General features: G+C 60.2%; 15 protein-coding genes and 1 pseudogene. 6 read left to right on the top strand and 10 right to left on the bottom strand.

Translation table 11 applies throughout. The annotated features are described in order from the left end of the window. Positions 1 to 141 precede the first annotated feature (141 nt). The 4 genes and pseudogenes from CGL56_RS10540 to CGL56_RS10525 all read right to left on the bottom strand — a co-directional run. Positions 142 to 1770 carry a hypothetical protein gene (locus tag CGL56_RS10540; RefSeq protein ID WP_099106500.1) on the bottom strand — a complete coding sequence of 543 codons (1629 nt, stop codon included), beginning with the start codon at positions 1768 to 1770 and terminating at the stop codon, positions 142 to 144. A 79-nt stretch (positions 1771 to 1849) separates the two neighbouring features. Beyond that, entirely contained in the window at positions 1850 to 3598 is a 1749-nt protein-coding gene (locus CGL56_RS10535; RefSeq protein WP_167641548.1) for a RagB/SusD family nutrient uptake outer membrane protein, read from the bottom strand. 21 nt (positions 3599 to 3619) lie between these two features. Then, positions 3620 to 6622 (bottom strand): SusC/RagA family TonB-linked outer membrane protein, encoded by a 3003-nt coding sequence (locus CGL56_RS10530; RefSeq protein ID WP_167641549.1) that lies wholly within the window; start codon positions 6620 to 6622, stop codon positions 3620 to 3622. A gap of 299 nt (positions 6623 to 6921) precedes the next feature. Continuing rightward, a pseudogene (locus tag CGL56_RS10525) lies at positions 6922 to 7152 on the bottom strand (helix-turn-helix domain-containing protein); the annotation flags it as partial. A 38-nt stretch (positions 7153 to 7190) separates the two neighbouring features. Here CGL56_RS10525 and CGL56_RS10520 point away from each other — a divergent pair. Next, positions 7191 to 8207, top strand: a complete 1017-nt coding sequence (locus tag CGL56_RS10520) for a hypothetical protein (RefSeq protein ID WP_099106496.1) — start codon at positions 7191 to 7193, stop codon at positions 8205 to 8207. Positions 8208 to 8240: 33 nt separating this feature from the next. Here CGL56_RS10520 and CGL56_RS10515 read toward each other — a convergent pair whose 3' ends face one another. Next, complete coding sequence (locus CGL56_RS10515) at positions 8241 to 9518, bottom strand: mechanosensitive ion channel (protein ID WP_099106495.1); 1278 nt, start codon at positions 9516 to 9518, stop codon at positions 8241 to 8243. Between the two features lie 335 nt (positions 9519 to 9853). On the opposite strand from CGL56_RS10515, the gene CGL56_RS10510 reads away from it, so the two are divergent. Next, complete coding sequence (locus tag CGL56_RS10510) at positions 9854 to 10468, top strand: MCP four helix bundle domain-containing protein (RefSeq protein WP_099106494.1); 615 nt, start codon at positions 9854 to 9856, stop codon at positions 10466 to 10468. Here CGL56_RS10510 and CGL56_RS10505 read toward each other — a convergent pair. From CGL56_RS10505 to CGL56_RS10495, 3 genes are all read right to left on the bottom strand, one after another. Next, positions 10459 to 12048 (bottom strand): sulfatase-like hydrolase/transferase, encoded by a 1590-nt coding sequence (locus CGL56_RS10505; protein WP_099106493.1) that lies wholly within the window; start codon positions 12046 to 12048, stop codon positions 10459 to 10461. The two genes, CGL56_RS10510 and CGL56_RS10505, sit on opposite strands and share 10 nt — an antisense overlap. A 141-nt stretch (positions 12049 to 12189) precedes the next feature. Then, positions 12190 to 13818 (bottom strand): alkaline phosphatase D family protein, encoded by a 1629-nt coding sequence (locus tag CGL56_RS10500; RefSeq protein ID WP_099106492.1) that lies wholly within the window; start codon positions 13816 to 13818, stop codon positions 12190 to 12192. Positions 13819 to 13955: 137 nt separating this feature from the next. Continuing rightward, positions 13956 to 14666 carry a hypothetical protein gene (locus CGL56_RS10495; protein WP_143470682.1) on the bottom strand — a complete coding sequence of 237 codons (711 nt, stop codon included), beginning with the start codon at positions 14664 to 14666 and terminating at the stop codon, positions 13956 to 13958. Positions 14667 to 14861: 195 nt separating this feature from the next. Here CGL56_RS10495 and CGL56_RS10490 point away from each other — a divergent pair, with 195 nt between their 5' ends. Then, positions 14862 to 15686 (top strand): ZIP family metal transporter, encoded by an 825-nt coding sequence (locus CGL56_RS10490; protein ID WP_099106490.1) that lies wholly within the window; start codon positions 14862 to 14864, stop codon positions 15684 to 15686. Between the two features lie 68 nt (positions 15687 to 15754). Here the strand turns inward: CGL56_RS10490 and CGL56_RS10485 are convergent, their stop codons facing one another. Continuing rightward, a complete protein-coding gene (locus CGL56_RS10485) occupies positions 15755 to 16558 on the bottom strand; it encodes a ferritin-like domain-containing protein (protein WP_099106489.1) in 804 nt (267 codons plus the stop codon). A gap of 20 nt (positions 16559 to 16578) precedes the next feature. Then, positions 16579 to 17289, bottom strand: coding sequence for a ferritin-like domain-containing protein (locus CGL56_RS10480; protein WP_099106488.1), 711 nt, complete (start codon positions 17287 to 17289; stop codon positions 16579 to 16581). 179 nt (positions 17290 to 17468) lie between these two features. Between CGL56_RS10480 and CGL56_RS10475 the strand changes: the two genes are divergently transcribed. The 3 genes from CGL56_RS10475 to CGL56_RS10465 are packed head-to-tail and all read left to right on the top strand — an operon-like array spanning position 17469 to position 20225. Next, the gene (locus CGL56_RS10475) at positions 17469 to 18239 is read left to right on the top strand and encodes an SDR family NAD(P)-dependent oxidoreductase (RefSeq protein ID WP_099106487.1); all 771 of its coding nucleotides are present in this window, start codon (positions 17469 to 17471) and stop codon (positions 18237 to 18239) included. 46 nt (positions 18240 to 18285) lie between these two features. Then, positions 18286 to 18765 carry an acetyl-CoA carboxylase biotin carboxyl carrier protein subunit gene (locus CGL56_RS10470; RefSeq protein WP_099106486.1) on the top strand — a complete coding sequence of 160 codons (480 nt, stop codon included), beginning with the start codon at positions 18286 to 18288 and terminating at the stop codon, positions 18763 to 18765. Next, on the top strand, positions 18762 to 20225 hold the full coding sequence (locus tag CGL56_RS10465; RefSeq protein WP_099106485.1) for an acetyl-CoA carboxylase biotin carboxylase subunit: 1464 nt from the start codon (positions 18762 to 18764) through the stop codon (positions 20223 to 20225). The genes CGL56_RS10470 and CGL56_RS10465 overlap by 4 nt, the downstream gene beginning before the upstream one ends. Position 20226 lies beyond the last annotated feature (1 nt).

The raw sequence follows: 20226 nt of genomic DNA, 5'->3' as shown, positions 1-20226 counted from the left end.
TCAGCAAACATTGGTCCAATGAAGGTAAGATTCCCGGCGGATGCCCGGAAAGGGATTGCTTTCGATTTTTACTTTGCACCTGCGGCCCCGCCAGGTAGTTCGGCGGGTACGCGGGTGCGATGTACACGGTGAAGCCCAAAGCTAGGGACGCAGCTCCCGCTGGACAAAGGAAATGTCGTCGAGGAAAAGGGTGGCAGAACTGCTCGTAATGTCCGCTCTGCGTATGCCGATCACGAACTTCGAACCCTGGGTATTGTCGTTGGCTTCCAGGGTCATATTTTGCGTCAGGCTTACCCACTCATCCCGTTCCGATACACTGGTCAGGTCCCACACGATGGCCTGGAACGGTTTCCCCAGGTTGGTATTCATCTTTACGATGTCGGTGCCGGACGGGATATACACCTTGATGCTGAGGGCGTAGTCACCCGCCGGGAAAACCATCGGGACCGCATCGGGCACCGTTTGGATTCTCATGTTGCCGGGTGAGGACGAAGGATCGTCTACGAAGAACTTAGCACTGGCGGCGCCGGATGCAGCTTGTTCCGTAGAGATCGACCATTGCGGCTGTTGGAAAAAGTACGCATCGGGCCCGGCCTCGAAACGGAGTGCGTCGTCGGTCAGCACGTTTGCACCTTCCGCGAATACCACCGGCTCAGGGCCGAATGCATTCAGTATTCTACCGTCGACGGACCCGATCGCGCCGCCACCATAGCTCACCTTAATGGTATCCGAAGTGTATATCGGTTCCGCCAAGACCAATTCTATAAAGGTAGGGTCCTGGGCATTCACCCGCGCCTTCTGCACGGCGATGGCCTGGTTAAAGTTAGCCTCCCCGTTTTTCACTTGTACGGTAAAGTTGGCTTCTTCCCCGGTGAAGGTTTTCGCTTCGCCACTGACCCGGAAGGAGAGCACGTCGTCGGTGCGCTCACTTAGCTCTCCGGTAAAAACGAAAGGCTGTGATGAAGGGATAACGGTAACGCGAATAGGGATCCATTTTTCCGCGTTGGCCGCAGGAACATCGGCCCCTTCGCGAATTACCCGCAGTGTACCACCAACGTGCTCCCCAAGACTGGGGTAGCTGATCGTTGCCGTGGAATCGCTGCTGGTAGCGGGTGCACCACCCGTGAGGGTCCACTGGCGACCGGTCGGGGCACCTGCGGTAGTCAGGTCCACGAACTCCAGGTCCTGCCCCACCTCCAGTGTTACCGCCGTCCAGTTGGCGGCGTTAGCCTGATCTGGCTCATCGTCCTCACTTACGGACAGAATCTCTTCTCCGTCCTTTAGCACCTTGAATGCCGGGCGAAGATCACCGAAAACATTCACCAGATAGGTGGTATCGACTACCCAGTTGTTTCCCTCCCGCACGGCGGTGGTGCCGGTAGCGGTAAAGCTCACCTGACGATCGAAAACATTGCGCAACCTTACCCGCTGCAGCCCTGCCGTCTGGAACAGGACGTAAGCCGTGGGGTCTTGGGTACTGAGCTGACCTGGGAGGATATATTGTGAGTAGGTAGTGTCTTCCGCCTTGAAATCATTTCCAAGGAGGGCGTTACCCCCCTCAATAATCCATTCGTGGCTGATGGCGCCCTGGGAAAGGTCAGCGAAAGCTAAATGGTCACCGACTTCGGCAATGTACTGGCCTAGATCATTCTGATTGCGACTGCCCACGATGGTTTTTACGTCAGTCAAATCGTTAGGGACGACGAATTTCTCCTTTTCGCAGGCGAAGATTAGAGTACAGGACAGGAGTGCCAGGAGTAGCTTATTCATGGTATATTTTTTTAGCGCACCTGCGGGAAGCAGAGTCGGGACACACTGGTAGCGAGGTGACGCACACGCATGGGCGGAATTAATTATCGATGGAACTGTTGTTCTGGACCTCACCCAGTGGGATGGGGTAATAGGCATGCACGTCCGGATTGTAGTTCTCTGCGGTAAGTTCATACTCTACGATCGGCGTACCCGACGGGGTGGCTTCCCCCTCCACCAGTAAGCTTTCCCGGTGAGTGACTGTCGATCCGTCCTCGGCCGTGTAATCGTAATCTACCACGCTGAATTTCCGCTCCGCTAACTCCCGGAACCGCTGTTGGGTAATTCCCCAGCGGCGCAAGTCGATGGCTCGGATGGCGTGGCCCTCGAAGGATAGCTCCAGGGGTTTTTCCACGTACATGAGTCGGTTCATCAGGCTGGTAGCGTCATAGGCAACGCCATCAAAGGTGCGGTCGGGGGTGGTTGACGGTCCCAATAGTATGAGCCCCCACCGTGCCCGTATCGCGTTGATGTTCGCCAGGGCGGCATCGATTTCACCGGTCTTGATCTGGCACTCGGCCAGGTTGAGGTGCACCTCGGCCAGGCGGTTGACGACTACGTTACGACCCGATTTCCACCCCGTCAGGCCCGTTTCACCTTCATCCGCCACGATATCGTGGTTCGTGTACTTCTTCAGGTAAGTAAACGTCAGGCGGGCGAAATTCGCAGCCCGGGCCGCGAACGCCTGCAGGTAGTAGGGCGTGTCAAGATCATCGACCATGGCCATCATGGCGCTGGTCCGCAGCGTTGCCGTGCGCAGGCGTGTTTGACCGTCATCGCCAACGACGTAATTCCGGTCGTCCAGGGTGTCCATCTTTTCCGTCCGGTAGGCATGCGTAAGCCAGGCAACGGGGGTAAAGGTTTCCTGTCCGCCCCCGCCCAAATTGATGGGGGCGGTGAAGCGGGCCAGTCGACTGTTGAAGCTTTCTTCGTCGAACTGGCTGTCTTCCAGTTGGAAGTCCAACGTATAATTAATCTCGAAGATGGATTCCTTGTTGAATTCACCAGCTTCCGTCCAGAGCAGATTCATATCCTCTACCAGCTCCAGACCGTAGTCCGGGTTTTCGATCACGTCCTTGTAAAGGGTCTTGGCTTCCTCGTACTCCCCTTCGTACAGATAGCTATTAGCCAGTACCGTTGCGGCGGCGGCGGCTGTTGCCCGACCTTCGTTGCCCGGAGGATAGGTTGCCGGCAGGTGGTCGTAGGCATACTTGAGATCATCACGAAAAAAGGCGATGACCTCCTCGGAAGAAGCTACCGGCTTATTGAAATCGGCCAGCGATTGGGGCACCTTGTCGCGGATAATGATGCGACCTTCGTTGAAGGTACTGTGCAGGTAGTGGTGCACCAACCCCCGCAAGAAGCGGGCCTGGGCCATTTGTAGGACCCAACGGTCCTCATCAACGCTTCCTTCCAACTTCTGCAGTGCTTCGATGACCTGATTGGCCCGGAAAGCGACTTGGTAACAGGCATCCCACTTATCGCCGATGGTTGAATTACTGCTATTAAATTGTTGATAGTAGAATGGGACACCCGCTCCCGTTATCCGCGTCCTTTCCCGGGGGAAGGCCATATCCGCCCGTAGGTTTTCCGCGGGTATATTCAGCAGGTAGGTATTAAGCATTCCCCCGTAGACGGAGGTTAGGGTTGACTCGGTTTCTTCCAGGTTTGCCCAGTAAATATCGGTTGATACTCCGTTGGGGTTGGCTTCGTTCAGAAATTCTTTTTCGCAGGAAGTCATCGCCATAAGGGCAATGAGCACGAAGCCTACGTTTTTGATAAACTGCATGATCATCGTATTTATCGTTGGTTAAAAGCTGATTTGCGTGCCGAAGAGGTACTGCGCGCCGACGGGGTAGTTTCCCCGGTCGAGTCCCCTAATGGCTACGTTGTTTCCCCCAACTTCCGGGTCGGCGCCGGTGTAGTCCGTAATCGTCAGAGGATTCTGGGCGGAGAGGTAGACGCGGCATCGTTCGATCCCCACCCTTGCCAGTACCGTGGGGGGGAGTTGGTAGCCCAGGGTGACCGTGCGCAGGCGCAAAAACGTTCCGTCCTCCAGCCACAGGTCGGTGTTGCCCGCATAGTTTGGGTGGGAGTTGCCCCGGTCCCGCCGCAGGGGGATATCCGACTCCGGATTGGCGGCCGACCACTGGTATACGAGGTCACGGTGGCGGCCGTTGCTGTAGGCAAATGCCGCACTGCCGTTGATGATTTCGTGGCCGACGGCGGCGTACCACTGGGTCGACAGATCGATACCTTTGAACGAGAAGTTAGTATTGAAGCCCGCCTCGAACTCGGGGAGAGCGCTGCCCCGGTACTCACGGTCCTGTTGGGTGATCGCTCCGTCTCCGTTGACGTCGACATAGATCAGGTCACCGAGGTTCGCTGTCGGCTCGATCTCCCGGTAGGCGGCGAGTTCTTCTTGGTCGTTGACTACCCCGTTCGTGCGGAACAGGAAGTAGGATCCGACCTCACGACCGACGGCAAGTGTCGTAACCTGGGAATTGTTCTCGCCCGGAACCGCGACCCCGTTGTCGTTGTAGATCAGCTCGGTTTCCCCATTGATGCGGGTGATCTCGTTGATGTTGCGGGTGAAGGTGAGGCCCAAGTCCATTTTTACGGCACCAAGTCTGGTCCGGTAGCGGCTCGTCACCTCGATGCCCGTATTGGTCATGTCGCCCACATTGAGGGTTAACTGCGCATTTCCCCCCGAGAGAACGCCGGCGGAAGAGGGCAACTGCACGGGGAAAAGCATGTCCTCCTTATCCGTTACGTAGTAATCGGCGGTGATGAGGACCTTGCCCTGTCCGAAGCCGATGTCGACCCCCAGGTTGCGCTGGATCGAAGTTTCCCACTGTACCAGGCTATTGGCGTAGTTGCGTTGTGCACTGCCGAAGAAGATGTTATTTCCGAAGACGTAGTCCGCCTCCTGCTCCACCACAGTGGAGAACCGGTAGGCCGGGAAGCTTTCGTTGCCGGTCTGGCCGTAGCTCGCCCGTATCTTGAAGTTATCGATCTTTTCTGCAATGCCTGCCCAAAACTTCTCGTCGGCTACATTCCAGGCCGCGGAAAAGGAGGGAAAAACGCCGTACCGGTTGACCTCGGCAAACTTAGACGATCCATCCCGGCGCACGCTGGCGCTGAACAGGTAGCGGCCTTGGTAATCATATTGCACACGCCCTATCGTGCCTACCGTCTTGATGGTGTACCCAAAGCCTGAATGGGCAAAGGGGTTAATGGTGCCGATATTGATTACCGAGATGTTGTTGTTCGACACGCCCTGACGACCGGCTTCGAACGATTCGAAGTTTCGTTCGTCTACGGAAAAAGAGGCAAGAGCCGTCAGGCGGTGATCGCCGAATCGTTTCGTGTAGTTCAGCCCGGCGTCGAACAGATAGGTATTGGCTCTTCCGCTGATGTTTTCCACCAGACTACGGGTGGGGTCATTTTCAAATTCTCCGGTGCCGACATCGAAGGTTGTAAAGCTGGGGCTGAAGTTCTTGGCGCGGGTATTGGTGATCGACCCACCTAGGTTGCTCACGAAGGAAAGGTCATTGGTGAGGTCGTACCGCAAATTGAGGCTGGCGTTTGCCCGGTCCCGATCCTGTACGGACCGGCGGCGCAGGGAGGTAGCCAGTCGCACGAGGGCAAACTCGGCGGCACCCCCGTCGACTTCCAGAATGTCCTGTCCCGAGGTAAAGAACGGTTGGTAGGGTTGGTAGCGAATCCCGTTGAGGAGGAGGTTGCCGTCCGTTTCATCCGTATTCTCCGTGGAGAAGGCCAGACTACCGGAAACGCTGAGTTTGTTCTTCCGGTACCGCGTGGAGGCACGTCCGTTATAACGTTTGAAAGAGGAATTGATTAGGGTACCCTCCTGGTCGTAGTAGCCCCCTACCAGGCTGTAGGACAGTTCATTGTTTCCGCCTGATATATCTAGGGAATAGTTTTGGGTAGCGGCGTTGTCCACCTGCACGAACTCCCGAAGATCATTGTCATTTTGCAGCCATTCGGGTCGCTGGGTGATCAGGGGTTCGAAGGATCCGGCGACGTTTTCGAAGACCGTCTGCTCGAAGTAAAGTTGCTCCTGCGTATTCATGAGCGCAACGCCGTCATTGATAGTGTTGATGCCGTAGCTCTGATCGAGGTTGATCTGCATTCTGCCCGACTGGCCGGTCTTGGTGGTGATCAGGATCACCCCGGCGGATCCCCGCGTTCCGTAAATGGCCGCCGAGGCTGCGTCCTTGAGGATGTCGATCGTCTCGATTTCATTAGGGCTGAGGCGGGGATCGCCGTCCTGCGGAATGCCGTCCACCACGTAAAGTGGAGCGTTGCTGCCGTCTAGGGAAGTGATGCCCCGGATTTGAATGTTGGCCGCGGCACCGGGAGCGCCAGAGGCTGCCGTAACGTTTACGCCCGCCACGCGACCCTGGATCGCCGTACCTATATCGGGGGTCACGAACTCTTCCAGCTCGGCTCCGCTCACCTGGGAAACCGCGCCGGTCACTTCCTTCTTCTTCACTGCCCCGTAACCGATCACCACTACCTGTTCCAGGTTTTGCACCTGCTCGTCCATCCGCACAGTGAGACTCGGCCCGTCAACCACTACTTCCCGGCTCTGCATTCCCGTGTAGGTCAGTTTCAGGGTGTCTCCCATCTCGGCCAGAAGCTCGAAGTCGCCATCCAGCCCCGTGATCGTGCCCTGGCCGGTGTCAGCGATCTGAACGGTTACGCCGATGAGCGGCTCCCCGGACTCCGAGGATGTGACGATACCGGATACCTCTAATTCCTGGGCGGAAAGTGCTCCCCCTGCCACGAGTATCAGCGCAGTAAGGAGGAGGCGGGGGCACTTAAGAACTTCAATAATTCCGATCGACTGATGATTCATCTCACTGGTACTAGATAGTGGTGTAATGGGGAACTGAACCTAATCGATCCGGCACCCGAAACTTCTGGTATCAAAGATGTGAATGCCCCTTTTCCTCCCCGTGTCCCTCGGTACAAAAGGCGTGTGTAAGCGTAAAAGGCAGCAGTTTATGGCTCGCTCAAATGACTATTTTCCGGGGGCACAAGCCGGTGAATTTAACCCCACGAGTAAATCTTAGTCACGGCCCCTCAGTTCAATTGCCGAAACCGGCTCGGCGGCATCCCCACCTTTTTCTTGAACAGGGTGCCGAACGACTGCGGGTGCCCGAAGCCCAGATCGTAGGCGATGGCACTGACCGGCTCGTCGGACGCCAGCAGAGCATTATTCGCCCGCTCGATCAGATGATAGTACATGTGTTCCTGGGTGTTCATACCCGTCTCTTTCATTAAGAGGTCGCTCAGGTAATTTGGCAAAAGGTTAACTTGCTCGGCGCAGAATTTTACCGTGGCGCAGCGGTTTGTCGGAGCTGAAAAAGTCGAGCAGTAGGGTGCGCAGCGTCACCTTCGCCCCCCTGGACCGCGAGGCCTTCTGCGCCCAACTGACCTTCTACCGCGCGGTTGCACTGCCCCTGGCCGCTCCTGACCTTCCCACTGCCGCCGAGGAATGCACGCCGCCCCCTGCCCCCGCGGAATCTCGCAGTGGGCGCAGCTATCCCCTGACCTTCCGGATCCCGATGACGGAGTTGCGGCTGGAAGACGGCCACGCCAGCGGCAGCTATACCGACTGGTTCGGTACGGTTCCTTACCGGATCGCCAATCCCTGGCTGCGCAAGGAGTTCCACCCCATCCGTACCTACTTCGCCCGTCACCTGCGGCGGTCCACCGTGGAGGTTAAGGCCGACCTCTGGTTTAACGAGGCGGATGAGCCCGTGATCCGGCGGGCCCGGTCCCCACAGATCGACCGCATCGACGATAAGACGATTGCCGTACTGCGGGCGCGGACGCTCCGGGACCTTATCCGGACCGAACCGGTGGACCAGCGTCTGTTCACCCGCGAAGACCTGATGGCGAACTACGCAGCCGACGACCCCGTACGGGCGCTCCGCCCGGTAACCGACGGAGGGGAAGAACTGCTGAAGGAAATCCTCGGGACGCTCGACGTCCGCAATGCCCCCCAACTGGCCTACCTGGCCGAACACCACGAGCGCGGCCAGCCCCTCCGCTTTGCGCTGACGCCCCGCTTCGGGTTTCTGTTCTTCGTGCGGGGAAATGAATTGCATCACTACCTGCTGGAGCTGCTGGACAGCCACGCCACCTACGTCTGGAGCCTGCCACGCGATAGCGGTACCCTGGCCGACCACCTGCAGCGGGTCACCCAGGAAGTGCAGCACCTCAATGCACTGGGACGGAGCAACTACCGCCGCTCGAACACCTTCCCCTACCTTTTCTGGACGGTACGCCACGAACACATTGGCTCCAGCTTCGTGGATGGCTTCCCCCGGTGGAAGGCCCGGGTGGAGGAAGGGCTGCTCTGAATTTCGGAGGACAAGCTAATCCAGTGTATATGCCTACACCCGCGAAGGCGGCGGCGGCGGCGGGGTCTCCGTAGGTGGCTTCGGCGTCCGGCCGGGATCGGGTTTGCCGGGGTCGCCGGAGCGGTCGATGGCTTTATCCTGGTGAAATTTCTCGAAGAATCGCTGCATCTCCTTGCCGGCGGCTTCCCGGCCGCCCAGTCCGAAGCTGAGGGCTACGGCCACGGCGACGGCGCCCAGGGTCAGGCCGAAGGCGAGGTTGACGATGTCGTCCGCGATGCCCATGGTGCGCAGGGCGATGGCCAGGAAAAGACCGAGGATCACGATGCGCGCCAGTCCGGCCAGGAAGGTGTCCGTACGCCCGCTGCTCATCGTCCGGTAGGCCAGGTTGGCCAGGTAGTTGCCCAGTACCAGGATGACGAGTCCGAAGGCGATCTGCCCGGTTACCTCGAATACCTCGCTGAGAATGTAGCTGAGGCGGTCGAATTCCAGTTGCTCCACGGCCGTGATGATCCCCAGGAACATGATGAAGAAGAAGGCCACGTTGGCCAGGAGGGCCGACAGCCGGTTGCTGCCGATCATCTGGTGTAGTTCCAGCCGGTCGGCCAACTGGTTGGCACCCATACTCTCGAGCAGGGTCTGCAGTAAACCGGTGACGAACTTACCCCCGATGTAGAACAGGGCGATGATGATGGCGGCGGCGAAGATCCGGGGAATGGCTTCCAGGAACGACCGCAGCATATCGTTAGCCGGCTCCGTGATGCTGTCCAGCCGCAGGGCGTCCAGTGCCGCGATGAGGAAGGGAATGAAGATGAGAATGAAGACCAGGGTCTGGACGATTCCCGTGAGATTGATGTCGCTGCTGAGCCCGGCCTTACGGCCCAGCCGCTCCAGGAAACCAGCCGCCATGGCCACAAGCCCGCTGACTACCTTGGCGATGACGTAACCAATGAAGCCGATGAGTACCGCTCCCACAATATTGGGGATGAAGGCCAGGAAGTCCGCCACCATATCGTTCAGGGGGCGCAGTACGGAATTGATGCCCAGCACGTCCAGGGCCGCCAGCAGCACCAGGACCATGATGATGTAGAACACCAGCTTGCCCAGGGCCCGCTCGGTGGATACGGCGGCCGAGCCGGTCCCGCGCGCCACCCGGTTGTCCAGGTCGGTCTTGCGGAGTAATCGCTCGGTGAGTCCTTGCAGCAATTTGGCCACGAAGTAGCCGATGATCAGGATGATAAGGGCGGCAATGATGTCGGGTACGGCGTTGCCGAGCCGGTCAAGCCAGAGCTCCAGGCGGTCTGAGAAATCCATAGTGCAGTTGAATGGTTGGTGTATGAAGGGTGATCCGCTAGTGATCCCTCATAAGATATGGGTTTTCAGTTATATAGCGCCACTCACTTTCTGTGTCTGCCGAAGTAGGCTACATAGGGCATCCCCGCCGGGCCACGTAGCGGTCAATCCTAAGGGGCGCGGACGCAGGTGCCATGCCATCCATCAACCGCCCGTTCACCGAGCCGTCTCCCCTCCCCTACCTCCGGCCTGGGTGCATCAGGCATGACGGGTTTCTCGGCACCTGCGGCACCTGCAATTCCAGGATTTTGATAGCTTTACTTTTATCCGCACTGTATATCATCTAGTTTTCCCGCATGACCCTTTTCAATAAGATCAAATGGATACTGGGCGTCGTCCTGGTTTTCCTGCTTGTATTGACCACCAACCTCGTTGACCGCCACCACTTCAGTGCCATGGCGGATACGGTGGAAACCATCTACGCCGACCGTTTGGTGGCCCACAGCATCATTTATGACCTGTCCGAACAGCTGTGGCAACTGGAAACCGCCTATGCGACCCGGGAAGGGGATCGGCTGAGCCGCGCCACCGCCGCTACCCACGAAGAGATCGAGGAGGCCGTGGACCGCTTCGCGGCTACCAAACTTACCGAGCGGGAAAGCCTGGTGTTCGACCGCCTCCGCCGGGGGCTGGGGGACCTTCAGGAACGGGAGGAAGCCCTGGTCAACGGGGAGGTGGGCAGTGAAGTGTTGCAGGCGGAGGCCGCTGCCGTCCGGACCATTCTGCGGGAGCTATCCGACATTCAGCTCACCGAAGGGGAAAGGCAGCTTACGCTCGGCCGCAAGGCCCTGGGGCTGGTCCACTTCTTTACCCAGGTCGAGATCGTGGGCCTGGTAGTGCTGGCCATCATCGTCCAGTTCATCATCCTGTACCCCACTGGAGAACAAAGGGATACGGACACCTACCGCTGATCCGGTCCGGGGAGTTCTTGCGGCCCACGCCCATTACCTAGGTCTCCACCACAGGCCGCCAACAGTTCAGTCGCCAGACTGTCCACGCGATCCGGATGGGCCGCCGACAGGTCTCTTTCTTCCGCGTAATCGTCGGGGAGGTAGTACAGCTGGAAGCGGTCATGGGCCGTCACGTACCGCAGTTTCCACCCGTCCTGGGTAACTACGGCAGGCCCCATTGGTGCGGAGGTGAAGGTGTAGGGCCGTGGGTGGGCCGAGCCACCGAACAGGGTGGCGGCGTAGGACCTGCCGTCCTTTTCCGGCCGGGTGGGCTGCCCCACGATCTCCGCCAGGGTATTCAGAAAGTCGTAATTGCTCACCATCTGGTGGCTGACGGATCCCGGCGCAATGCGGCCCGGGGCATACCAGAACAGGGGCACCCGGGTACCGCCCTCCCAGTTTGAGCGTTTGTGGCCCGCCATCCCGTCGTTGCCGTCGAAGACATCCCCAACCCCTGCCGTGGTATAGCGGGTGGTGAGGTTGTCGAAACGGTTGCCGGCCAGGTCGGTCCGGTTGCCCTTGGCGGTCCGCCCGGGCTGGGCGTAGTAGATTTCGTGTCCGTTATCGGAGGTGAAAACGATGATGGTGTTCTCCAGCTCCCCCATCTCCTCCAGCTTGCGGAGGATCCGGCCCACGTCGTCGTCGAGCATCTTCACCATACTCGCGTATTCTTTCTCGATCTGGGTGAGTTCGGGATGATCTTCGAAATCCGGGTGCACGGCGGGGATCATCACGGGTCCGTGGGGCAGCTGGGTAGGAAAATAGAGGAAGAAGGGACGCCCGGTGTCCCCGGGATGGTGATGATCCAAGAACCCCAGCAGCCGATCCATGATGATGTCCTCGGAGTAGACGGCCTTGCCGGTCATGTCCCACCGATCCCGGTAGGCTTCATCGGAAATCTCCTCCTTGGTTTTCGCGCAGTCAGCGTGGGTATTGCCGGGAATGACCACCTTCTCTCCGTTCTCGAAGAGAAAAGGGGGGTAAAAACCATGACAGCGTACATGGTCGTAGTACCCGAAATGGTGGTCCCAGCCGTGGCGCCGCAGCCGGTCGGCGGTGGTGGCGAAGCCCCATTCCAGTTTCCCGAACTGAGCGGTGGTGTAGCCGGCGCGGCGGGCCACCTCGGCGAGGAATACCTCATCCGCCGGGGCGGGCGCGACGGTAGCGGCGATGCGGGCCTCAATTTCTTCCTGGTCCAGGGGGTTGTCCAATCGGGTGTAGATGCCGCCCCGGGTGATGCGTTGCCAGGGTAGGTTGGCTACGTCGTGTCGCCCGGTCAGCAGGCTCATCCGGGCCGGGGCGCAGTAGGTTCCGCCGTAGGCCCGCTCAAAGCGCATGCCCCCGCTGGCCAAGCGGTCTATGTTGGGGGTGGTGATGATGCGCTGCCCGTAGGTGCCCAGCAGACCACGGCCCAGGTCATCGGCGTAGATGAGTACGATATTGGGCCGGTCGCGGATCGGCGACCCGGTGGATTGCCCCGGCAAGGCGGTGGTAAGCCAGATGAAGAGGAGGAGTAAGGGGAAGACGGGACGGGGGACCATGCGTATTGAGCTTTTCCCGGCGGGCGGGATTACCAAAGCTAAGTAGCATGCCCTCCACCTCCGGTCGAACCGGCACGGTATTCGAGCGTCTGAACGGCCCGTACTCCCCGATTGATACGCGCGGACACTTACCTGCGCTGGCTACCGCCCGCTCTCCTCGGGAAGTACCGTTACCGGCCAGCCGGGAAACTGTCGGGCTGCTTCGTCGGTCACGTCCACCTCCCGGGGCCAGCAGGCGAAGGTCACCTCTCGGCTTGTAGGCCGAAAGTAGATGACCCCGAAGCCGGCGCCGGCGGAAACGTTCTCGGGATTGGCGTAGGCAACCATGCTAATGGGGTTACCGAAGCCATCGCGGTAGTCGCCCGTCCACGGCAGCGGCGAACCCTGTACCGGGTTGTCGCCGGCACGCTCCCCGGCCGGCCACCACCAGCGCGAGTAGTAGTCGTTTACGGAAGCGGGAACCACGAAGGCCCAGGGGCCGTCGCGGAATTCGTCGATGCCGTGGTGAATGACGGTGGCCAGGTGCTGGTCGCCGGCAATGTGTACGGCCTGGGCGTCACGGATGGCGCGCAGGGCGGCATTGCGGCCGGACTGCGGCCAGCCGTTGGAATCGAGGTCGGCGTGCAGGCGGTTGGATTTGCTGCCGTGGAGGTGGGCCCCGCCACAGAAACCGGTGGCCGAAAGCACGGCCTTCATGGGGTTGCCGGCCCGGTCTTCGGCCCACTGGTCCAGGAAATCCAGTTGCCGCTGCCCGAGAAGTTCCAGGCCGGGCAGGTCGATCGAGGCCGGATCGTAGCTCGGGTCGTTGATGTGGTCCGGGCGGGGTCCAAGTTGGGGGATTTTTCCGGCCGGGCCGGACTTGAACTTGCGATCCTCAATTATGGCAAAGTCAACCCCTCCCAGGCGGTAGCTGGTATAGTATACCCCGATGCCCTGGCCGACGGGCGTGGGATCGTAGGGGTCCGGGAGGTGGGCGGTCTGACAGCGCTCGACCATTTTCACGTATTCGGGATGGTAATAATAGCCACCGTCGTTTCCGGCTTTCACCCGGGAAGCTTTGCCTCCCTCGCCCCACAGGTTGCCCTGGCCAATGTCGTGGTCGTCCGGAATGGACACCATGGGCCGGTGGCGGAAGGTTTCCCGAAACTGCAGACCGAACTTCAGCCAGGCCGCCGTGTGCTCGGTGTGGTCGTACGACTGGTCACCGGCAAAGAACATCAAGTCCGGATCCAGGGCGGCAACGTTATGGACGTACTGCTCCCGTCCGCCGCGGTCCTGGTTGCTGTTGCAGCTGAACGCGGCCACCACTACTTCCTCCTCCGGGCCTGGCAAGGCGCGGATACTGCCGGAAAACACGGCGCCGTCACCGTGGCGCATGCGGTAGGGTACGGTAGTCGTTCCGTCCCAATCCGGCACCCGAAACAGGGCCGACCATCCCAGGGGATTTACTTCCTCCTGGCCGATCATTTCCCACTCACCGCCGCGGAGGACTTCCAGGCGTACCTGCCGATCCTCGTCAGGGTATAGCGGATAGAACTGGGCGCTGAGTTTCAGGGTACCATTAGCAACGGTATAGGCTCCGAAGGCGATCACCGAGTCGCGATCCACCCGCAAGTTGATGATGGGGTTGTCCGCCCGCTTCCACCATTCGCCGGTAGCCAGGGTATCCAGGCCGGAAAAGGGCGGGTCAGGATCCTGGGCGGTTGCAACATTTGAAAACAACAGGCCCGAAAGGAGCAGAAGTCCAGCCAGCGGATGGGAAAAGGTCATGGGTTGGGGTGTTCAATTGCCCTCGGAAGGTATGATTTCTCTGCAGTTCCTCCTTCCCGACAAGCCATGGATGAATGACCGGTCCTGGCACCCGCGTTCGCGCCCGGGTATCTGGTCGGGTTAGGCCCCTCAACTGTTCAGTCGTGGTGATGGGTAAACTGCCGCTGGGTTCTGGCCCGCTGCTGTGTTTCGTAGTGGTGTTGGTGAGGAACTGTTCCGAGGTAGTCATCAACCGGCCTCCGCAGCCAGTTGCGTCCCATCAGGTACTGGTAGAGCGTCCAGAAGATGATGCCTGCCAGTTTGCTCCCGTCCTCGAGCAGAAACATCTCATCGTAGCCGACGTAGTTGGCCAGTCCCGGGGTCTGGTCGATCCCCATGGAGACGGCGAACAAGCCCAGGGCGATAACCATCAGGGGCCAGGGAGAGTGCAGGATATGGCGGGGATAAATGGTGAAATAGCCAGTGATCAGCAGGAAATAGATCGCGAAGGCCAGCCCCTCGCCCACCCCCAGGACTTCGGCGAAGAGGGTCTCGTGGATACGGAACGCATCGTCGAGGGCGAGGGTGAGGGTTACCACCATGGAGTAGCACACGAATCCCCGCGACCATCGGTAGTCGTAGGGGGCCGTGAACAGCACCAGCATCAGCGAACCGATGCCGAGCGACCACAGGATGATGCCTAGCTGGGAAAACAGACCGTGGGAGACGGGCATCTCTACTTCGGCCCCTACGTCGCGGAACAGCAGGCTGTAAGAGGTGGGTAAACTCCAGTGCACCCATACGGATGCCAGCAGGAAGAGCAGGCAGGCGACCATCCCTAATGAAATGGCCGGCAGCGTGCTGCGCACGGAGCGCAGCAGCAGTTTGGTGTAATAGTGTTTGATACGCTGGTGTAATTGGGGTTCTCAACAAAAACTAACCCAAATTTAATGTCCTGATATACATCCGTTCACACTTTAACACTAGATGGAGGCACCGGGGCGGCGGTTTCGGCGGGGGGACGCGGCAAACATTAATAAAGAATTCGCGCTTACTTTGTCGCTATGCTATCCAGTGTCACCTCCTACCTCGCCTCCATTGATCCCATCCTGGCGGCCTTTTACGCCTCCCTGTTCACCTGGATCCTGACGGCCAGCGGGGCGGCGCTGGTGTTTTTCTTCCGCGGGATGAACCGGACCCTCCTCGACGGCGCCCTGGGCTTCACCGGCGGTGTAATGGTGGCGGCCTCCTTCTGGAGCCTCCTGGCGCCCGGTATCGAGATGAGTCCGGGAGAAGGATTCGTTAAGGTATTTCCGGCCGTGATCGGCTTTGCCTCCGGTGCCTTGTTCATCTTCGGACTGGACAAGGTGCTGCCCCACCTGCACATCAACTTCAAATACAGCGAGAAAGAGGGGCTGGAGTCAACCTGGCACCGCACTACCCTGCTGGTGCTGGCCATCACCCTCCACAATATTCCGGAGGGCCTGGCAGTAGGTGTGCTGTTCGGCGGCATTGCCGCGGATATGCCGGGGGCCTCCATCGGCGGCGCGGTTGCCCTGGCCCTGGGCATCGGCATCCAGAACTTCCCCGAGGGCCTGGCCGTCTCCATGCCACTGCGGCGTCAGGGCGTCAGCCGTTTCAAGTGCTGGTGGTACGGACAGCTGTCGGCCGCCGTGGAACCTATTGCGGCCGTGGCAGGTGCGCTGGCGGTAACCTTCTTTACCCCCATTCTCCCCTACGCCCTGGCCTTCGCGGCGGGTGCCATGATCTTCGTGGTAATCGAGGAGGTGGTGCCGGAAACCCAACTGGAAAGCAACACCGACATCGCCACCCTCGGATTTGTCCTCGGCTTCATTGTAATGATGACGCTGGATGTGGGACTGGGATAAGTCCGGGGGATAAAAAAACGCGCAGCACCAATGGTACTGCGCGCGTCGATAGTGTTTGTCGGGTAGCCTTAATCCTCCAGGAAGAGAGAGGCAATTCCGAGTACTTCGGATTTGTTCAGGGGCTCATCCCAAGCTTCGGTGATGTGGTTGCGGTTGACCTGGGTAACGGTGGTCACGTTGAACCCGAGTTGCATCACGTTGTCCTCTCCGGCGTAGACCGCGTCGGCGGCACCGGCACCGGTGGTGTTCTCGGCGTTCGTGATCCAGCCCTTCGATCCGCGGATCCGACGGATCTCGGAAGCGTGGCGAGCTTCTACTGAGTGGATTTGCAGGGCGGCGGTCAGCACGTCCTTGTTTCCCATCAGGTTGGCGGCTTGTCCTTTGTAGGCACGCACGCCGGTGTCTTCGAAGGCCTGGGCGATGGCCAGGAAGATGGTCTGGTTCGAGAAGACGTTGTTGAAGTTTCCTCCGGCCGTGAAGTCGAATTCAGGCTTGTCGACGGGGGTACCGCCGGATCCGCTGATGGCGGACTTGAGGAATTCCACGTGGGCGGCTTCGTGGTCGCCAATCAGGGCAATGGTTTCCCGGATGTCGCCGGTCAGCAGGCCGTTTGCGTCGAGTCCCATGGCGTAGTACTCCGCTTCCAGGTACTCCAGGGTCAGGGCGAAGTTGAGCACGTCGATGATGCTGTCGCCGCTGGTCTGGGCGTGGACGTGGTTGGGTTTCAGGAAGGCGGCCAGAGGCAGGGCCAGGGTGGCCGCTTTACCGACCGTGCGTCCGATCTGGCCGAAGGCCTCACGGCGGGTGGTCAGCTGGGGAGCCGATCCGTTCGCCCCCCGTTCAAATTCGTTGAAGAGATGTAGCAGTTTCATGGTTGTTTCTTTTTGGGGGACTACTGGGGCAGACCGCTTGCGTCAATGGGGGTGGTGATGTAGGTACCGGCGATGCCAAGCACCTGGGAGGGCGTACGTGCGAGGTCCAGGCCGTTGGAATCCACTACCTCGCTGCTGGCGAATGCCCGCGGCGAATTGCTGTTGATGCTGCGGATGGCGGCGGCGTGGCGGGCCTCCACACTGACGATCTTGCCGGCGATCAGCAGGAAGTCGGGGTTGGTAAGGAGACGTCCGGCACCGTTGTAGGCGGAGACACCAAGGTCTTCAAAAGCCTGAGCGGTACCCAGTACGCTGGCGCGGCTGTCGAAGTCGATGCTGGAGAAGTCCACCTCCAGGGCGGGGATGGCGGTGGCCACCGAGCTGATGGCCGCCTGGAAGAATTCGGCGTGGGCCCGCTCGTGGGCTTCCAGATCGGTCATGATCTGCTTTTCCTCGGCCGAGGCGCTGGCGAAGTAGCCACCCTGGAGTACCTGGGCGTAGAAGGCTGCCTCGAGCTGCTCAAGGGCAAAGGCGTAGTTAAGTACCGCTACGTCACCGCTGCCGAGGTTCACGGTGTTGTCGAACATGATGGGGTCGTCGTCGTCTTCACATCCGGCGAGGAAGAGGCCGGCCGCGGCGAGTCCGAGACCGGACTTGCGCAGGAAGGACCGGCGGCTGTGGGGATCCCGCTCGGCGACGACGCGCGACTGGGAGAACTTTGGTGTCTTCATAAGGTCAATTGGTTTCTTGTACCTACGTAAGTTGTTACCCATTGGATCGGCGATTGAGAATTTACTTTCCTAAATGTGTCCTTGCTTGCATAAGCCATTTATTTTAGAAGTTTTCTCATATGTTGGTGAACACCGTCCCGGTCCCGACGAGTTGCTGCCCAAAATTTGTAGGTTGCGGCATGAATATTGAGAACTGTACCGCCATCATCACGGGTGGCGCCTCGGGCCTGGGGGAAGCCACGGCCCGCCTCTTCCACCAGCTTGGCGCCCGGGTTGCCATCTTCGACCGCGACCGACAGCGGGGGGAAGCAATCGTAGCCGAACTCGGCACCAACGTACGCTACCAGGAAGTCGACGTGACCGACCACGCCGCCGTACAAGCCGGGGTGGACGAGGTACTTGCCGCCTGGAGCCACATCCACATCTGCTGCAACTACGCCGGCATTGCTCCGGCCGTGAAAACCATCGGCCGCGAGGGCCCGGGGGACGCGGCCCTCTTCGCCAAGGTGATCAACATCAACCTGATCGGCACCTTCAACGTGTCGAGTATCGTAGCCTACGCCATGTCGCGCAATGAGCCCCTCGACGAGGACGGGAGCCGCGGGGTAATCATCCAGACTGCTTCGGTGGCCGCCTACGAGGGGCAGATCGGGCAGGCCGCCTACAGCGCCTCAAAGGGCGGCGTGGTGAGCATGACACTTACTATGGCCCGCGACCTCGCTCGTAACGGAATCCGGGTGAACGCCATCGCGCCGGGACTGATCCACACCCCGATGTTCGACGCCTTTCCCCAGGAGGTGTACGACTCATTGTCGAAGCAACCCCTTTTCCCCGTGCGCCTCGGTCGCGCCGAGGAGGTGGCCGGGCTGGCCCGTCACCTGGTCGAGAACAACTACATCAACGGGGCCGTCCTGCGCATGGACGCGGGCATCCGGATGCAGCCCCGTTAGGCGGCCGCGATTTGTAGGTGTCTGATAAAACAGCTAGGTTGCCCCCATGGATAAAATGACCGCCACCGTTGCGGACCAGTCGTTTGACCTCAGCGGTGAAGAACTCGCCGGCCTGGACATCGTCGGTCCCTTCCACGGTAAGTACCACCTGTTGCTGGGTGGGGAAAGTTTCGCCTGCGAACTCATCGACACCGACGCATTCGGCAAGCGGATGACAGTGTCCGTCAACCGCCGCCGCTTCACGGTGGAACTGGCCGACGCCTACGACCGCATCGTGCAGGAATTGGGATTGGCCACCACGGTAGCCAACCAGAGCAACGAGGTCACCGCCCCCATGCCGGGACTGATCCTGCAGGTGATGGCCGAGCAGGGCAGCGTGGTAGAAGCCGGCACCCCCCTGCTGGTCCTCGAGGCCATGAAGATGGAGAACGTCATCAAGGCCGAAGGCAATGGTACCGTAAAGGCGGTGAAAGTGAGCGTAGGGGAGGCCGTGGACAAGCGTCAGCTGTTAATCGAAATGGAATGAAAAAAATACTCGTCGCCAACCGAGGCGAGATCGCGCTGCGCGTGATGCGTACCGCCCGCCGCATGGGCCTGGGCACCGTTGCTGTCTACTCCGACGCCGACCGCACCTCACCCCACGTCCGCTTCGCCGACGAGGCGGTGCACCTGGGGCCGGCGCCTTCCGCCCAGTCCTACCTGGATATGGATAAGGTCATCGCCGCGGCGCGGGATACCGGAGCGGACGCCATTCACCCCGGCTACGGCTTCCTGAGTGAGAACGCCGAATTCGCCCGACGGGTGGCCGCGGCCGGCATCACCTTCATCGGTCCCCGCCCCCACGCCATCGAGGTGATGGGCAACAAACTGGCCGCCAAGGAGACGGTGAGTGCCTACGACATCCCCATGGTCCCCGGTCTGGACGAAGCCGTCGACGACCCCGATCGGGCGCGGGCGGTGGCCCGGGAAATCGGCTTTCCCATCCTGATCAAGGCCGCCGCCGGCGGCGGCGGCAAGGGCATGCGGGTGGTCGACTCCGCCGAAGAACTGGAGGAGCAGATGCACCGCGCCATCAGCGAGGCCCGCAATGCCTTCGGCGACGGCAGCGTCTTCATCGAAAAGTACATTGCCTCCCCCCACCACATTGAAATCCAGGTGCTGGCCGATACCCACGGCAACTGCGTCCACCTGTTCGAGCGCGACTGCAGCATCCAGCGCCGCCACCAGAAAGTCGTGGAGGAGGCCCCCTCGGCCGTCCTGGATCCCGCGCTCCGCCGCGAAATGGGTGCCGCCGCCGTCCGGGTCGCCCAGTCGTGTGACTACGTGGGCGCCGGTACGGTTGAATTCCTGCTCGACGCCGACCGCAATTTCTACTTCCTGGAAATGAATACCCGCCTGCAGGTGGAGCATCCCGTCACGGAGTTCATCACGGGCATCGACCTGGTGGAGCAGCAGATCCGCGTGGCCGAGGGGGAAGTCCTCAGCTTTCGCCAAGAGGACCTGACCATCAATGGCCACGCCCTGGAACTGCGGGTGTACGCCGAGGATCCCGCCAACGGCTTTCTGCCGAGTATCGGCCGGCTCACCACCTACCGTACCCCGCCGGACGCCCGGGTCGACGACGGTTTCGAGGAGGGGATGGACATTCCCATCCATTACGATCCGATGATCGCCAAGCTGGTTACCCACGGGGCCACCCGGGGCGAGGCCATCGCCAAGATGCTCACCGCCATTGCCGAGTACCACATCGAGGGCATTGAGACTACCCTGCCCTTCGGACGGTTCGTCTTTACCCACGAGGCCTTCCGCTCGGGCGATTTCGATACCCACTTCGTGGCCCACCACTTCCGGCCTGAGGCCATTGCGGAGGCCGGGGCGGAAGAAACCCGCGCCGCTGCCCTCTTCGCCGCCTTTCTATACCAACAGAATTCCCAACGGCTGACGGTACCCCGCTCCAGCTCCATCGAGTGGCTCAGCCGCCACTAAC

Source organism: Neolewinella marina, from assembly GCF_002631205.1.
Lineage (GTDB): Bacteria > Bacteroidota > Bacteroidia > Chitinophagales > Saprospiraceae > Neolewinella > Neolewinella marina.
Note: the sequence above shows the minus strand (reverse complement) of the source record. Positions and strands in the feature narration are given on the sequence as shown.

What these genes read in the sequence shown, in the direction of transcription:
- CGL56_RS10540 (WP_099106500.1), bottom strand. Translation starts at nt 1,770, where the DNA reads ATGAATAAGCTACTCCTGGCACTCCTGTCCTGTACTCTAATCTTCGCC.
- CGL56_RS10500 (WP_099106492.1), bottom strand. Translation starts at nt 13,818, where the DNA reads ATGACCTTTTCCCATCCGCTGGCTGGACTTCTGCTCCTTTCGGGCCTG.
- CGL56_RS10510 (WP_099106494.1), top strand. Translation starts at nt 9,854, where the DNA reads ATGACCCTTTTCAATAAGATCAAATGGATACTGGGCGTCGTCCTGGTT.
- CGL56_RS10535 (WP_167641548.1), bottom strand. Translation starts at nt 3,598, where the DNA reads ATGCAGTTTATCAAAAACGTAGGCTTCGTGCTCATTGCCCTTATGGCG.
- CGL56_RS10470 (WP_099106486.1), top strand. Translation starts at nt 18,286, where the DNA reads ATGGATAAAATGACCGCCACCGTTGCGGACCAGTCGTTTGACCTCAGC.
- CGL56_RS10490 (WP_099106490.1), top strand. Translation starts at nt 14,862, where the DNA reads ATGCTATCCAGTGTCACCTCCTACCTCGCCTCCATTGATCCCATCCTG.
- CGL56_RS10465 (WP_099106485.1), top strand. Translation starts at nt 18,762, where the DNA reads ATGAAAAAAATACTCGTCGCCAACCGAGGCGAGATCGCGCTGCGCGTG.
- CGL56_RS10505 (WP_099106493.1), bottom strand. Translation starts at nt 12,048, where the DNA reads ATGGTCCCCCGTCCCGTCTTCCCCTTACTCCTCCTCTTCATCTGGCTT.
- CGL56_RS10480 (WP_099106488.1), bottom strand. Translation starts at nt 17,289, where the DNA reads ATGAAGACACCAAAGTTCTCCCAGTCGCGCGTCGTCGCCGAGCGGGAT.
- CGL56_RS10485 (WP_099106489.1), bottom strand. Translation starts at nt 16,558, where the DNA reads ATGAAACTGCTACATCTCTTCAACGAATTTGAACGGGGGGCGAACGGA.
- CGL56_RS10515 (WP_099106495.1), bottom strand. Translation starts at nt 9,518, where the DNA reads ATGGATTTCTCAGACCGCCTGGAGCTCTGGCTTGACCGGCTCGGCAAC.
- CGL56_RS10475 (WP_099106487.1), top strand. Translation starts at nt 17,469, where the DNA reads ATGAATATTGAGAACTGTACCGCCATCATCACGGGTGGCGCCTCGGGC.